This window comes from Achromobacter sp. FW305-C-28, from assembly GCF_058783235.1.
The window spans coordinates 115,360-129,628 of sequence record NZ_JBYSYL010000011.1 but is presented as its reverse complement, the minus strand read 5'-3'; the positions used below and the strand labels follow the sequence as shown (position 1 = coordinate 129,628).

Here is a 14,269-nt window from a genome sequence, read left to right as displayed (position 1 = left end):
CCTCTCTTACCCGCTTCAGGAACCTCCCGTCATGTTTGACCGCAACCTCACCCTCTCCAAGGCTGACCCGGACGTCTGGGCCGCCATCCAGAAGGAAGACGTACGCCAAGAGCAGCACATCGAGCTGATCGCTTCGGAGAACTACGCCAGCCCGGCCGTCATGGAAGCCCAGGGCACGCAGCTCACGAACAAGTACGCCGAAGGCTATCCGGGCAAGCGCTACTACGGCGGTTGCGAATACGTCGACGTGGTCGAGCAACTGGCCATCGACCGCCTGAAGCAGATTTTCGGCGCCGAAGCCGCCAACGTGCAGCCCAACTCGGGCTCGCAAGCCAATCAGGGCGTGTACATGGCCGTCCTGAAGCCGGGCGACACCGTGCTGGGCATGAGCCTGGCCGAAGGCGGCCACCTGACCCACGGCGCGTCGGTCAACGCCTCGGGCAAGCTGTACAACTTCATCTCGTACGGCCTGGACGAAAACGAGGTCCTGAACTACGCCCAGGTCGAGCAACTGGCCCGCGAACACAAGCCCAAGCTGATCGTGGCGGGTGCTTCGGCCTACGCCCTGCACATCGATTTCGAGCGCATGGCCCGCATCGCCCATGAAAACGGCGCGCTGTTCATGGTCGACATCGCCCACTACGCCGGCCTGGTGGCGGGCGGCGCCTACCCCAACCCGGTGCCCCATGCCGACTTCGTCACCTCGACCACGCACAAGTCGCTGCGCGGCCCGCGCGGCGGCGTCATCATGATGAAGGCCGAATACGAAAAGATCGTCAACTCGGCGATCTTCCCCGGCATCCAGGGCGGTCCGTTGATGCACGTCATCGCCGGCAAGGCCGTGGCCTTCAAGGAAGCGCTGGAACCCGAATTCAAGACCTACGCGCAGCAAGTGGTCAAGAACGCCAAGGTGCTGGCCGACACGCTGGTCAAGCGTGGCCTGCGCATCGTGTCGGGCCGTACCGAAAGCCACGTCATGCTGGTGGACCTGCGCGCCAAGGGCATCACGGGCAAGGAAGCCGAAGCGGTGCTGGGCCAGGCCCACATCACGGTCAACAAGAACGCCATCCCGAACGATCCGGAAAAGCCCTTCGTGACCAGCGGCATCCGCCTGGGCACGCCGGCCATGACCACCCGCGGCTTCACCGAAGCCGAAGCGGAACTGACCGCCAACCTGATCGCCGACGTGCTGGACAACCCGCGTGACGAGGCCAACATCGCCGCCGTGCGCGCCCGCGTCAACGAGCTGACCTCGCGCCTGCCGGTCTACGGCAAGAAGTAAGACGACGCTGGCGGCGTCAGCCGTCCAGCCTGCGCAAAGGACGGCTCCGCAAGGGGCCGTCCTTTTGTTTGTTTCATCGTTACAATGTCGACGAATTATTGCCTTTCCGTGTTTTCAGGGATCACACATGCGGTGTCCATTTTGCGGCAATTCCGAAACGCAGGTCGTCGACAGCCGTGTCTCGGAAGAGGGCGACGCCATCCGCCGCCGGCGCCGCTGCCAGTCCTGTGACAAGCGATTCACCACGTACGAACGGGTGGAGCTTGCCATGCCGTCGGTCGTCAAGCGCAACGGCAGCCGTAGCGAATACGACCCGGCCAAGCTGCGCGCCAGCCTGAGCCTGGCGCTGCGCAAGCGGCCGGTCAGCACCGAAGACGTGGACGGGGCCGTGGCCCGCATCGAAGAACAGCTGCTGGCCAGCGGCTTGCGTGAAGTGCCCACCGAACACATCGGCGAACTGGTCATGACCGAGCTGCGCAAGCTCGACAAGGTGGCCTACGTGCGGTTCGCGTCGGTCTACAAGAGCTTCGAGGACATCGGCGAATTCGTCGAGGCCATCCGCGAAATGCAGGGGCCGCTGCTGCCGGGCAAGCTGCGCAAGGAATGACGGCGCGCGCCGTCTATTGAGGTTCCGCCCGCGCCATGCTTGGCGTCTGCGGCTGGAACCGGCGCCATACGCGGCGCAGGTGCTGGGCCGAACCAAAGCCCGATTTTTCCGCCACCAGTTCCAGGTTCAAGCGCGTTTCGCGCAGCATGTCGCGCGCCAGCGCGACGCGGATCTGATACAGATAGTCCATCGGCGTGCAGCCCGCGTGCTCGCGGAATAGCCGCGTGAGATGCCGCGCGCTGGTGTGGGCCTGCTCGGCCAGCGATTGCGCCGACCAGTCCGCGGCCGGGTTGCGGACCACGGCGTCCTGCACGCGGTGTACGCCGGGATGCATGTGATTGCGGTGTTCCAGCCACGGCGACAGCGCCGAATCGGTGCCCGCGCGGCGCTGATAGACCACCATGTCGCGCGCCACCTCGCTGGCCACGCGCGGCCCGCAATGCCGCGACACCATGTGCAGCGCCAGGTCGATGCCGGCGGTGATGCCGGCGCTGCTGACCAGGTTGCCGTCTTCGACGAAGATGCGGTTGTCGTGCAGCCGGGCAGTGGGGTCCATGGCGGCAAGCTGCGCCAGGCAGCTGTGGTGCGTGGTGCAGTCGCGCTGGTGGGTCAGGCCGGCCGCTGCGGCGAACAATGCGCCGGCGCAGACAGTCATCAGCGTGAAGCCGTCGGCCGGATGCCGTACCGCCAGCCAGTCGATGATGCGGCGCGCCTCGGGTTCGTCCAGGCGGGTGGGTTTGCCCACCACGCCCGAGACGATCACCAGGGCCTCGGGCGGTAGCTGGTCTGGCAGCGGCTGGATGCGCGCCAGGTGCAGGCCGGGAATGCCGCTTTCGATTTCCGTGGACGGACCGCAGAAGTGCTGCGTGAACGCGTCGGGGCACAGCTTGTTGGCGACCCGAAAGGCCTCGGCCGGACCCGCCACGTCCAGCAGCACGATGCCCCGGGGCAGTACGAAGTGCACGGGAATCATCGCGGCTCCTGTCCGAAGGCGCCCGATCAGGCGCTGGCGAAGGCGTCGGCCGCGCGCGCGATGCGGGCAAAGCGCCCTTGCAGCACGAGTTCGGTGCGGTCGCGGATTTCCGCGGGGGTGTAATGCCGGCCCGACGGGCTTTGCATGGCGAAGGTCAGCGTGGCGTCGGTCGGGAACACGACCTTGTAGCCCGCGTCGCTGGCGTGCCGGGTGGTGGTTTCGCAGCACTGTTCGGTGCGGATGCCGCTGACGATCACGCCTTCGATGCCGTTCGCCGCCAGCCAGTCCTGCAGGGTCGAGCCGTCGGCGGCCTTGGCATACAGCGACGAATGCACCGTCTTGTGGAACACGGCATCGGGCGAAATGCGGATTTCGTCCAGCGTCTTGACGTGGCCGGAGGCCAGGGAAAACGGGTTGGCGGCATCATTGGCGGCGCTGATGTGGAACACCTGCAGCACCGGAATGCCGCGCGCCACGGCCGAATCGATCAGGCCCTGGAGTTGCGAGACGAAGGCCGGATATTCAGATTCGTCCCAAAACGGACGTTGCCGGAAGGAATCCTGGACGTCGATGACTATCAGTGCTTGTTTCATGGTTCCGGGCTCCGTGCCTTGGAATTTCAGGGGGGTATGGCAGACATTGTCGCCCTGGCGAGCCCCCTGGGCGAGGCCGCTCCAGACCAGCGTCGGCCCAAAACGGACATGCTGAAATGGCTCTTTCGAAGATCATAGCGCGGCGGGGTACGGGGTGTTCGCCGACCGGCCGCCCTGGGTGCTTGCGGCGGGCGGCGGACATACAATCGCAGGCATGACGCACCCCTACGACTCCGACGACCTTACCTGGATGCGACGCGCCCTGGCGCTGGCGCAGACCGTCATGACCACCACGGCACCCAATCCCCGGGTGGGCTGCGTGATCGTGCGCGATGGCCGGGTGCTGGGCGAAGGCGCGACCCAGCCGCCGGGTGGCCCGCACGCCGAGGTTGGCGCGCTGCGCGATGCGCAGGCGCGGGGCGAGTCGGTGGTCGGCGCGACGGTGTATGTCACGTTGGAGCCGTGCAGCCATTTCGGCCGCACGCCGCCCTGCGTGGACGCCTTGCTGGCCGCCAGGCCGGCGCGGGTGGTGGTGGCGCTGGGTGACCCCAATCCGCTGGTCAATGGCCGTGGCCTGGCGCGGTTGCGCGAGGCCGGCATTGCCGTCACCACCGGCGTTTGCCGCGACGAGGCGCTGGCCATCAACGCGGGTTTCATGTCGCGCATGAGTCGCGGGCTGCCCTGGACCTGGCTGAAGATGGCCACGTCGCTGGATGGTCGCAGCGCGTTGCATAACGGCGTGTCGCAGTGGATCACCGGCCCCGAGGCGCGCGCCGACGGGCACCACTGGCGTGCGCGCAGCTGCGTGGTCCTGACCGGCATCGGCACCGTACTGAAAGACGACCCGCAATTGACCGTGCGCAGCTTGGCCGCGCCGCGCCAGCCGCGCCGGGCAGTGGTCGACGGCCGCTTCGAGCTGCCGGAAGACGCTCGACTGATCGATGGCGGCGAGGTCATTGTGTTCACCGCCCGCGCCGATGCCGCCAAAGCTGCGCGGCTGGCGGCCAAAAACGTGCGGGTGGTCGAGCTGCCCGGGCAGGAGCCCGACCGGGTCGACCTGCCCGCGATGATGCGCTGGTTCGCGGCAGAACAATTCAACGAAGTCCACGTCGAGGCAGGGGCCGGCCTGAGCGGGGCGCTGGTGACGGCGGGCTGCATCGACGAACTGCTGGTCTACCTGGCGCCGATGCTGCTGGGTGATGCCGCCGGCCTGGTCAAGCTGCCGCTGCTGGAGCGGCTGGAGGCCGCCCCGCACTACGAATTCATCGACGCCGAGCGCCTGGGCGCCGACCTGCGTGTGCGCGCGCGGGTGGCGGATCACTGGCGCGAGCTGATGCGCCGGGTCGAACTGCCGACGCTTTCCTAGGGGCTGCGTCCGAGCGCGCTTCGCTCTTCTTTATCAGCCGCCCCGCTTTCCAGCAGACCCCGCTCAGGGGGTGCTGCCTCGCGGCCGCCAGACCCAGATGCCCGCGCCCAGGGCCGCCAACACCAGCAGGCCGCCTGCCAAGAGCAGCCCCGGATGCTGATGGCGCACGCGTTCCCAGGCCTTCCAGGCCTGGATATAGTGAAAGCGCGAGGCGGATTGGAAGTCCGGCTCGGGGCATTCACGGCCGAAGGTGTCGCTGAAGGGCACCTGGGCGCCCTGGTCCACATAGCGCAGGTAGATGGCGGTGGCGCGATCCGGCGTGTCGTCGATGACGTAGCGCGCGCCGCGGCACAGCACCGCGGCGAACGCCTGTGAGCGAGTCGGCAACTGGTCGGCGGCCTTCAGCGCGTAGTCAGCGGCGATCTGGCGGTAGTGGTAGCGCACATCGGGCTTGGCTTCGCTGGCGGCGTAGCGCACCCGTTCTTCCTGCGTCACGAAGGGGCCGGGCAGGTCGGCTTCGGCGCGTTGCAATGGCGTATCCAGCGGCTGGCCGGCGTTGGCGCGGGCCTCGCGCCACCACGGATTGGCCTCACGGCCCGCGCCGCCTGCGTAGCTGCCGTCGTACACGGCATAGTCGGGGCCCTGTTCGTAACCCATGATCCGCATGCCGTCGCGACGCGCCAAGGTGGCGGCGACGTACCAGGCCTGCGCGCGCGAGGTGCGGCCCCAGGCGTTCCCGGCGGCTTGCAGCGCGTCGCCGTACTCGGCGGCGCGCTGGCGCACGTTGGATTCCACGATCTTCCAGTCGCTGTCCTGGTATTGCAGCGAGGCAAAGCGCGGATCGCCGTCGGCCGGGAAATAGGCCAGCGCTTCCTCCACTCGGCCCTCGCGTACCAGCCTGCGCGCCAGCAACTGTCGCAGGCGGTCGTGCACGGGCGGCTGGTGCAGGCGGCTCCATTCGTAGAATTGGTCGGTGGTGTAGCGGCTGAAGCCGGGGGGGCGCGATGGCGGCGGCGAAGCGGGGGCCTGGCGGTCGACATAGGCCTTGAGTTCGTCCGTGGTCAGCACACGTTCGGCCACGTAGGCGGCATCGTTCCAGTACGGCGACAGGGGCCAGCCTTCGTCGGGCGGCGCTTCGCCGTCGCGATGGGCGGCGGCGCGATAGAGCTGGTCCAGCGCTTCGACATACTGGCCGCGCGAGAGCGACAGCACGCCTTGTTCGGCCTTCAGCAGCGCACCGGCGTTGGGTTCCAGGCTGCCGTCCGCACGCGGAAACGCCGCCAGGGCCTGCGTGTAGGCGTGCGCGGCGCGTTCGGTGTCGCCCTGGCGCACGGCCAGCTTGGCGCGCACCCACCAGGCCAGCGCCGTATCGAGCCGCTCGGCCAGCGCCTGCGCCAGGTCGTAGCGACCCACGCGATACGCCAGCGCGGCCACCCGGTCGGCATCGGCGATGTGCCGAGGCTCCTGCGTCTGCAAGGCGGCCACCAACGATTGCAGCGCGGGATTGGGGGTGAGGTCGGGGCGGCCGGTGGCGGCATCGGCCAGGCCCAACCGGCCGGTCGCGTCGAAGGTGGCCCAGACATCATTGGCGCTGTCCGGGTTGCCGTCGACGATGTCGCCGACGCGGGCCAGACCGTAGGCCACCAGCAGGCGCTGGCTGATCGGGTCGTCGATCAGGCGCGCGGCGCGGCCGGGGGCGGTCAAGGCCCAGTTGGCCAGCAGACGCAGCGATGCGCCGCCGCTGACGGAGCCGCGGGCGGCCTGGTCAGCGTACAAATGCACGGCAAGCTTCAGGTCAGCGGGCGGGATGGCGTCCATGCAGGCCGTGGCATTGACCAGATCGTCGTAGGTACACGGGCCTTGGGCGCCGGTCAGGTACAGGCGGGCTTGTTGACCGTAGCTGGCCACCGCCAGGCCCAGCGGATCGGCGTCGCCGCGCAGCGCCAGCGCGCGGACGCGGGCGTAGGCCTCGGCGTCATGGGCGCGCCAGGCGTCCGCCTCATGGCTGGATTCGTGGGAGTGTTCGTCGGGTGGGTCGTACGCGGCTTCCGCGTCCCCCATTTCCGCCAGCAAATAAGCGGCCCAGACGCTGCGCGTCGCGGCCTGCGCCGGCGGCAACTCCAATATAGAGAGCAGGCGTTTGCGCGCACGGTCCCGGCGCATGTCGCCCTGGCCTTGCGGCGCCGTCCGGTAGTCCACCGCGGCCGCGACATACAGGCGCACCGCTTCCGGCAGGCCCGCGCCGGCGGCGTAGGCCTGATCGCCGTCGGGTTGGGCGCGCATGGCGCGGATCTGGTCGCGTTGCGCCGGGCTCAGCGCCGGATCGAAATCTTCCGGCATGGCATCGGACCGGTAGGTGCCGTCCGGCAGCAGCGCCGATTCGCTGGCGCGCAGCGCGTCGGTGGCCGGCGCCAGCCGCGCGGCCTCGTACGAGAAGGAATTGGCGGGCGTGCCTTGCAGCGTGCCGGCGCGGTCGTCCAGCAGTTGCGGCGGGAATTCCGGGCCGCAGGCAATGACGATGCCGGCGCCGGCGGCGCAGGCCAGCAGCAGCCCAACAGCAAGCGATTTACGGTTGTACATGAAGGCTCGGGGTTGCGGATTCACAGCGTATCCATCCAATGGCGCGTTCGGCGCCGGCACGCAAAAGGCCATCTTGCGCGCGGCGAAGATACAGGCCCTGGCGATCGTATTCAAGGGTGTAGCCGTTGATGCCATCCGCCGTGCGGCAGGCGGCATCGATCCGGATGGCAAACGGCAGCGGCGCATCGCTGTTGCCGCGGTTGGCCAGCAGCACATTGCGCGCGCCGCCGGGGCCCGCGGTTTGCGCCGCGACGGCCACATCGGCGTTCAAGGGCTGGCGCGCCAGCACGGCGCGCCAGGTCGGCAGGCTCCAGGCGCGCGTGTCGGCGGATGTCGGCAAGCGGAACCAGACGATGCCCGCCAGGCCCGCAGGCCGGTCACGGTCCAGCGTTGCGACAAACGCGGCCATGTCGGCCGGTGCGACCAGCAGTTCGGCCGAGCGGCCCCCGGGGATCAGCGCGGGGCGCTCGCTTTCGACGGTGGCGATGCGGCCGTTGTCGTCCCAGGCGACGCGGCTGCCGTAAGTCGGCAGCGCCACGCGCCACGGCCGGCTGGTCTGGCGCGCGTAGGCATCCAGCCAGGTGCGCGCGCGCTTGGCGTTGAACAGCCCCAGCGCGGGGTCCTGCACCGCATGGACCTGCAGCACGGTTTCGTCGGGCACGGCCAGCAGCGTGGCCAGCGCGGGACTGTTCAGCCAGGTGGGCAACGCGGTGATCGACAGCGCCACGCCGGGCGCCAGACGACGCTTCAAGTCGGTCAGCAAGGCGGTGTAGGCCGGCAATTGCGAGGTGGCGCAGTCGTAGTCGATTTCCAGTGCGGCGGGGGTAATGCCGGCATCGCGCCATGCCGCCAACGTGGCGGTGGCGCGCGTGATGATGTCGTCGGGCCGCAGCGCGCCCACGCGGCCGTCCAGCCGCAGCACCGCCACCACCGGCCGCTGGGTTGCGGCCAGCGCCGCGAGATCGGGCGCGGCGTCGAACCAGACGCCGTCGGCGCGCATTTCCGCCGCCAACACGCGCCAGGAACGTACGGATTCGGCACCATCGGCCAGCGCACCCACCACCGCCGGTGTCCAGCGACGTTGCCACACGTAGGCATCATTGGGAAGCGCGTCGCCCGCTTGCTTCGTATCGGCAGGTTCGCAGCCGGTCAGGATAAGCAGACTGCAAAGCACCGCTAGCAAGGGCCGACGCCGTGGTGCGTTGGCGATGCGAAACCCCGATATGGCGGGTCGCGAAGAGTGCGGCATGATGCGGTTGAAGGCTTTGAAAGGAGAGAGCGGGCTGGCAATGAAGGATGCGAGATTCTATCCTTGATGCCGCAAGGGGTATTAGCACTCTCTGCATGCGGCTGCCAACGCGCGACCGTGATAGCCGCAGTCCATCGCCCGCATAGCGTTTACCGGTGCGGCTTGCAGCCGAATCGCAGCAAGTTTGGGAGCGATTTGCATGCGAACGGCGTTCGCGTTCTCCCTAACATTTTCTGCTGCATTTTTTGCGCATCGGTGCAAATGAATTGCCACAAAATCGTCAAATCGGCTTAAGCTAAGACCATGACTTGGCGCTATGCGCGCATGGCTTGCTCCACCGCCCGCAACGCGCCCTCGTCACCACGGATTCCAGTGTCGCGTACCGGCGCTTTCAACAACCGGACCGACACGTCGCTGAACCAGGTCGCTCATTGCGCCGTTCAGACCGTTCGCTGCCATCGTTCAGTGAACGCACCGGGCCTTACGTCCGGATCATAAGAATCCACCGGGATATCGCTCATCCCTTCAAATCATTGCTGACCATTTCATATGCGGCCGCATCATGCGCCCGTTCTACAGCGATATGCTGAAGGCGTACGAGTGAACTTATTCACGTTAGTTGCAATCCCTGACGGAACTTGTGTCCTAAGGGTGCAGCCTAAACGGAAAGGGCCCGATCGTGCTCTTGGTTGATGTGTGGCGAAAGCAACATACGACCGTGCCGAAAATGCTTATGGCGAGATTATCTAGTCATGCATAAGCAGTGAGGCACACAATGGGGACACGTAGGGACGTCATGGCTTTTTCGCGTGTTGTAGGAGGTTTCCGTGCAAAACATCGTCGAAGGCTTCAAGTCGCAGTATGCAAGAGAGCAGGAGTCAGAGCTTTCCCTCGAGGAATATCTGAACCTCGCCAAACGCGATCCGATGGCATACGCCAGCCCCGCTGAGCGCATGCTGGCGGCGATTGGCGAACCTGAAATCGTGGATACGCGCAACGACCCACGTCTTTCCCGTTTGTTTTCCAACCGGACCATCCGGCGCTATCCAGCGTTTCAGGAGTTCTACGGCATGGAGGACGTCATCGGGCAGATCGTGGCGTTCTTCAAGCATGCCGCGCAGGGACTGGAAGAGCGCAAGCAAATCCTCTATCTGCTGGGGCCAGTGGGCGGCGGCAAGTCGTCCATCGCAGAACGCCTGAAGGTCCTGATGGAGAGCTATCCCATCTACGCGCTCAAGGGTTCGCCCGTGAACGAGTCGCCGCTGGGCCTGTTCCATCCGGAACGCTTCGGCGACACGCTCGAAAAGGAATACGGCATTGCGCGCCGTTACCTCACGGGCATCATGTCGCCGTGGGCGGTCAAGCGCCTGAAGGAATTCGATGGCGACATCTCGCAGTTCCGAGTGGTGCGCCTGAATCCGTCGGTGCTGCGCCAGGTGGCCATCGCCAAGACCGAACCGGGCGACGAGAACAACCAGGACATCTCGTCGCTGGTGGGCAAGGTCGACATCCGCAAGCTCGACCGCCACTCGCAGGATGACCCGGACGCCTACAGCTATTCCGGCGGCCTGTGCCTGGCCAACCAGGGGCTGCTCGAGTTCGTGGAAATGTTCAAGGCGCCGATCAAGATGCTGCATCCGCTGCTCACGGCGACCCAGGAAGGCAACTTCAAGGGCACCGAGGGGTTCTCGGCGATTCCATTCAACGGCAGCATCCTGGCGCACTCGAACGAGTCGGAATGGCAGACCTTCCGCAACAACAAGCACAACGAGGCTTTCCTTGATCGTATCTATATCGTCAAGGTGCCTTACTGCCTGCAGGTGTCGGAAGAAGTCCGCATCTACGAAAAGCTGCTGCATCACAGCTCGCTGTCCAAGGCGCCGTGCGCGCCGGGAACGCTGGACATGATGGCGCAGTTCTCGGTGCTGACCCGCCTGAAAGAGCCTGAGAATTCCAGCATCTATTCCAAGCTGCGCGTCTACGACGGCGAAAGCCTGAAGGACGTCGATCCGAAGGCCAAGGCGCTGCAGGAATACAAGGACTACGCCGGTACCGACGAAGGCATGAATGGGGTGTCCACGCGTTTCGCGTACAAGATCCTGTCCAGCGTCTTCAACTACGACCAGACCGAAGTCGCCGCCAACCCGGTGCACTTGATGTACGTGCTCGAGCAGCGCATCGGCCGCGAGGACTACCCCGAGGAAATCCGCCGCCGCTACCTGGAGTTCATCAAGGGCTTCCTGGCGCCGCGCTACGCGGAATTCATCGGCAAGGAAATCCAGACCGCCTATCTCGAGTCGTACTCCGAGTACGGCCAGAACATCTTTGACCGCTACGTCACGTTTGCCGACTGCTGGATCCAGGACGAGGAATTCCGCGACCCGGAAACCGGCGAAAGCTTCGACCGCAGCGCCTTGAACGATGAACTGGAAAAGATCGAGAAGCCGGCCGGCATCGCCAACCCGAAGGACTTCCGCAACGAGATCGTGAACTTCGTGCTGCGGGCGCGCGCCAACAACAATGGCCGCAACCCGACCTGGACCAGCTATGAAAAGCTGCGCGAAGTGATCGAGAAGAAGATGTTCTCGAACACGGAAGACTTGCTGCCGGTGATTTCGTTCAACGCCAAGGCCTCGGCCGAGGACAAGTCGAAGCACCAGAGCTTTGTCGACCGGATGGTGGAAAAGGGCTACACGGAAAAGCAGGTCAGGCTGCTGTGCGAGTGGTACCTCCGCGTGAGGAAGTCTTCCTGAGCGAGGTGAATCATGAATTCACTGATCGATCGCCGTCTTAACGGGCGCAACAAAAGCGCTGTCAACCGGGAGCGCTTTCTTCGGCGTTACAAGGACCAGATCCGCAAGGCGGTCCATGGGATGATCCGCGACCGCTCGATCCAGGACATGGATCAGGGCGGCGAGATCAACCTGCCCGCCCGCGATATTTCCGAGCCGACTTTCCGGCACGGCGCGGGCGGCGACCGCGAAATGGTGCATCCAGGCAACCGCGAATTCGCCAAGGGCGATGCCATCGACCGGCCGCAAGGAGGAGACGGCCAGGGCGGCAACGAACCCGGCGAAGGCGAGGCGGTCGATCAGTTCACCTTCAGCCTGTCGCGCGCCGAATTCCTGAACCTGTTCTTCGAAGACCTGGAACTGCCGCACCTGGCGCGCAATCAGCTGGGCGAGGTCAGCCAGAAGAAATGGCAGCGCGCGGGCTACACCACCACCGGTTCGCCCAGCATGCTCAGCATCAGCCGCACGCTGAAGTCGTCGCTGGCGCGGCGGGTGGCGCTGAGCGTGAAGGCGCGCGCCGACCTGGAAGACGCCGAAGAACGCCTGGCCAAGGCCCTGTCGGCGGGGGCGCCCGCCGACGAGATCCGGACGCTGGAGCAGGACGTCGAAGACTGCCGCGAGCGCCTGGCCCGCGTGCCGTTCCTGGACGACCTGGACCTGCGCTACCGCAACCGCGTGTCGGTATCCATTCCGATGGCGCGCGCGGTCATGTTCTGCCTGATGGACGTGTCCGGGTCCATGGACGAGGGCAAGAAGGACCTCGCCAAGCGCTTTTTCACGCTGCTGTACCTGTTCCTGTCGCGCAAGTACGAGCACGTGGACCTGGTCTTCATCCGCCACACCGACAATGCCGAAGAAGTGGACGAGCAGACCTTCTTCTACGATCCCAAGAGCGGCGGCACCATCGTGCTGTCGGCGCTGGAACTGATGCGCGAGATCGTCGAGAAGCGCTATCCGCCGACGGCCTGGAACGTGTACGCGGCGCAGGCCAGCGACGGCGATTCGTTTGGCGCCGATGCCGGCAAGAGCGCGCGCTTCTTGGCCGAACACCTGCTGCCGGCCTCGCGCTACTTTGCCTATATCGAGATCCCCGACTCGCAGGAAGCCCGCAAGAGCAGCCTGTGGGCGGAATATGAACAGAAACTGGAGCCGCATTTCGTCATGCGGCGCATCTGCGAACGCGGGGAGATCTATCCCGTGTTCCACGACCTGTTCAAGAAGGAAACCGCATGAATGCCATCGTGGGCGCACTCGTAGAGCCGGAATCGGTCGGCGGCAGCCCCCGGCCGTTGTCGCAAGGTTCCGAATGGACGTTCGAGCTGATCCAGTCCTATGACGACGCGATCTCGCAGGTCGCGCGCGAGTACGGGCTGGATACCTACCCGAACCAGATCGAGGTCATCACCTCGGAACAGATGCTGGACGCCTATGCGTCGGCCGGCCTGCCGATTGGCTATCCGCACTGGTCCTACGGCAAGGAATTCATCCGCAACGAACAGTACTACCGTCGCGGCATGCAAGGCCTGGCGTACGAGATCGTGATCAACTCCAACCCCTGCATCGCGTATCTCATGGAAGAAAACTCCATGACGATGCAGGCGCTGGTGATCGCGCATGCCTGCTACGGCCACAACTCGTTCTTCAAGGGCAATTACCTGTTTCGCCAGTGGACCGACGCCGACGGCGTGCTGGACTACCTGGTGTTCGCCCGCAAGTACGTGATGGACTGCGAAGACCGTTACGGCATCGATGCGGTGGAAGCGCTGCTCGATTCCTGCCACGCGCTGTCGCATCACGGCGTCGACCGCTACAAGCGGCCCACCCCGATCTCGTACAAGGAAGAGGCCGCCCGCCAGGCCGAACGCCAAGAGCACGCACGCCTGCAATACAACGACCTGTGGCGCACGCTGCCGCGGCTGGAAGCCGACAAGGACCCGCGCGCCACAGCCGTGGTGTTCCCGCCCGAGCCCGAGGAAAACCTGCTGTACTTCATCGAGAAGTACTCGCCCAAGCTGGCGCCGTGGCAGAAGGAACTGGTGCGCATCGTGCGCAAGGTGGCGCAGTACTTCTACCCGCAGACGCAGACCAAGGTCATGAACGAGGGCTGGGCCACGTTCTGGCACTACACCATCCTGAACCGCCTGCATGAAAAGGGCCTGGTCAACGACGGCTTCATGATGGAGTTCCTGCAAAGCCATACCAACGTCGTCAGCCAGCGGGGCTTTGACGAACGCGGCTATGGCGGCATCAACCCGTACGCCCTGGGCTTCGCGATGATGTCGGACATCCGCCGCATCTGCGAGAAGCCCACGCCCGAAGACCGGCGCTGGTTCCCTGACATCGCAGGCGGCGACTGGCTGAAGACGCTGGACTTCGCCATGCGCAACTTCAAGGACGAGTCCTTCATTTCGCAATACCTGTCGCCGCGCCTGATCCGCGAGTTCCGTTTCTTCGCGATCTCGGATCACCAGGCCAATCCGAAATTGGAAGTGGCCGCCATCCACGACGACGAAGGCTACCGCGACATCCGCCGCCTGCTGGCCGCGCAGCACAACCGCGACAACCAGGTGCCGGACATCCAGGTCACGCGGTTCAACCGCGACACCGACCGGTCGCTGGTGCTGCGCCACCTGAAGAGCCGCGGCCGGCCGTTGGCGGCCGAGGATGCCGAGCAGGTCATGAAGCACCTGGCGCGTCTGTGGGGTTTCCGGGTGCGGCTGGAAGAAACCGAGCCGGACGGCACGGTCAGTTCCTACCGTGAACAGGACCCGCCGCCGGTGTAACGTCTGGCCGACCCCGGGGCGCCTTGTGGGGGCTGGCCCAGGGA

10 protein-coding genes are annotated in these 14,269 nt (G+C 65.8%); 6 read left to right on the top strand and 4 right to left on the bottom strand.

Translation table 11 applies throughout. The annotated features are described in order from the left end of the window. Positions 1-31 precede the first annotated feature (31 nt). Together glyA and nrdR are read left to right on the top strand one after the other, a co-directional pair. Positions 32-1,282: a serine hydroxymethyltransferase gene (gene glyA / locus AC3WMR_RS24295; protein WP_175217863.1), complete on the top strand. Its 1,251-nt coding sequence runs from the start codon at positions 32-34 to the stop codon at positions 1,280-1,282. Between the two features lie 127 nt (positions 1,283-1,409). Then, a complete protein-coding gene (gene nrdR / locus AC3WMR_RS24290) occupies positions 1,410-1,889 on the top strand; it encodes a transcriptional regulator NrdR (protein ID WP_025137582.1) in 480 nt (159 codons plus the stop codon). A 13-nt stretch (positions 1,890-1,902) separates the two neighbouring features. Here the strand turns inward: nrdR and AC3WMR_RS24285 are convergent, their stop codons facing one another. Together AC3WMR_RS24285 and AC3WMR_RS24280 are read right to left on the bottom strand one after the other, a co-directional pair. Beyond that, positions 1,903-2,862 (bottom strand): GlxA family transcriptional regulator, encoded by a 960-nt coding sequence (locus tag AC3WMR_RS24285; RefSeq protein WP_492265759.1) that lies wholly within the window; start codon positions 2,860-2,862, stop codon positions 1,903-1,905. Between the two features lie 26 nt (positions 2,863-2,888). Continuing rightward, positions 2,889-3,455, bottom strand: a complete 567-nt coding sequence (locus AC3WMR_RS24280) for a cysteine hydrolase family protein (protein WP_492265760.1) — start codon at positions 3,453-3,455, stop codon at positions 2,889-2,891. Positions 3,456-3,669: 214 nt separating this feature from the next. Here AC3WMR_RS24280 and ribD point away from each other — a divergent pair, with 214 nt between their 5' ends. Continuing rightward, positions 3,670-4,821: a bifunctional diaminohydroxyphosphoribosylaminopyrimidine deaminase/5-amino-6-(5-phosphoribosylamino)uracil reductase RibD gene (gene ribD / locus AC3WMR_RS24275; RefSeq protein ID WP_492265761.1), complete on the top strand. Its 1,152-nt coding sequence runs from the start codon at positions 3,670-3,672 to the stop codon at positions 4,819-4,821. 63 nt (positions 4,822-4,884) lie between these two features. On the opposite strand, the gene AC3WMR_RS24270 is transcribed toward ribD, so the two are convergent. Together AC3WMR_RS24270 and AC3WMR_RS24265 are read right to left on the bottom strand one after the other, a co-directional pair. Further along, positions 4,885-7,401 (bottom strand): tetratricopeptide repeat protein, encoded by a 2,517-nt coding sequence (locus tag AC3WMR_RS24270; protein WP_492265762.1) that lies wholly within the window; start codon positions 7,399-7,401, stop codon positions 4,885-4,887. Beyond that, on the bottom strand, positions 7,388-8,491 hold the full coding sequence (locus tag AC3WMR_RS24265; RefSeq protein WP_492265763.1) for a DUF3142 domain-containing protein: 1,104 nt from the start codon (positions 8,489-8,491) through the stop codon (positions 7,388-7,390). The genes AC3WMR_RS24270 and AC3WMR_RS24265 overlap by 14 nt, the downstream gene beginning before the upstream one ends. A gap of 995 nt (positions 8,492-9,486) precedes the next feature. Between AC3WMR_RS24265 and AC3WMR_RS24260 the strand changes: the two genes are divergently transcribed. The 3 genes from AC3WMR_RS24260 to AC3WMR_RS24250 are packed head-to-tail and all read left to right on the top strand — an operon-like array spanning position 9,487 to position 14,225. Next, positions 9,487-11,403: a PrkA family serine protein kinase gene (locus AC3WMR_RS24260; protein ID WP_492265848.1), complete on the top strand. Its 1,917-nt coding sequence runs from the start codon at positions 9,487-9,489 to the stop codon at positions 11,401-11,403. 12 nt (positions 11,404-11,415) lie between these two features. Then, positions 11,416-12,675, top strand: a complete 1,260-nt coding sequence (locus AC3WMR_RS24255; RefSeq protein WP_492265764.1) for a YeaH/YhbH family protein — start codon at positions 11,416-11,418, stop codon at positions 12,673-12,675. Continuing rightward, positions 12,672-14,225 carry a SpoVR family protein gene (locus AC3WMR_RS24250; protein ID WP_492265765.1) on the top strand — a complete coding sequence of 518 codons (1,554 nt, stop codon included), beginning with the start codon at positions 12,672-12,674 and terminating at the stop codon, positions 14,223-14,225. Before AC3WMR_RS24255 ends, AC3WMR_RS24250 begins: the two co-directional genes overlap by 4 nt. Positions 14,226-14,269 lie beyond the last annotated feature (44 nt).

Excerpts from the sequence above, each read along its gene's own strand:
- glyA (WP_175217863.1), top strand. The coding sequence starts at position 32 with ATGTTTGACCGCAACCTCACCCTCTCCAAGGCTGACCCGGACGTCTGG.
- nrdR (WP_025137582.1), top strand. The coding sequence starts at position 1,410 with ATGCGGTGTCCATTTTGCGGCAATTCCGAAACGCAGGTCGTCGACAGC.
- AC3WMR_RS24285 (WP_492265759.1), bottom strand. The coding sequence starts at position 2,862 with ATGATTCCCGTGCACTTCGTACTGCCCCGGGGCATCGTGCTGCTGGAC.
- AC3WMR_RS24280 (WP_492265760.1), bottom strand. The coding sequence starts at position 3,455 with ATGAAACAAGCACTGATAGTCATCGACGTCCAGGATTCCTTCCGGCAA.
- ribD (WP_492265761.1), top strand. The coding sequence starts at position 3,670 with ATGACGCACCCCTACGACTCCGACGACCTTACCTGGATGCGACGCGCC.
- AC3WMR_RS24270 (WP_492265762.1), bottom strand. The coding sequence starts at position 7,401 with ATGTACAACCGTAAATCGCTTGCTGTTGGGCTGCTGCTGGCCTGCGCC.
- AC3WMR_RS24255 (WP_492265764.1), top strand. The coding sequence starts at position 11,416 with ATGAATTCACTGATCGATCGCCGTCTTAACGGGCGCAACAAAAGCGCT.
- AC3WMR_RS24250 (WP_492265765.1), top strand. The coding sequence starts at position 12,672 with ATGAATGCCATCGTGGGCGCACTCGTAGAGCCGGAATCGGTCGGCGGC.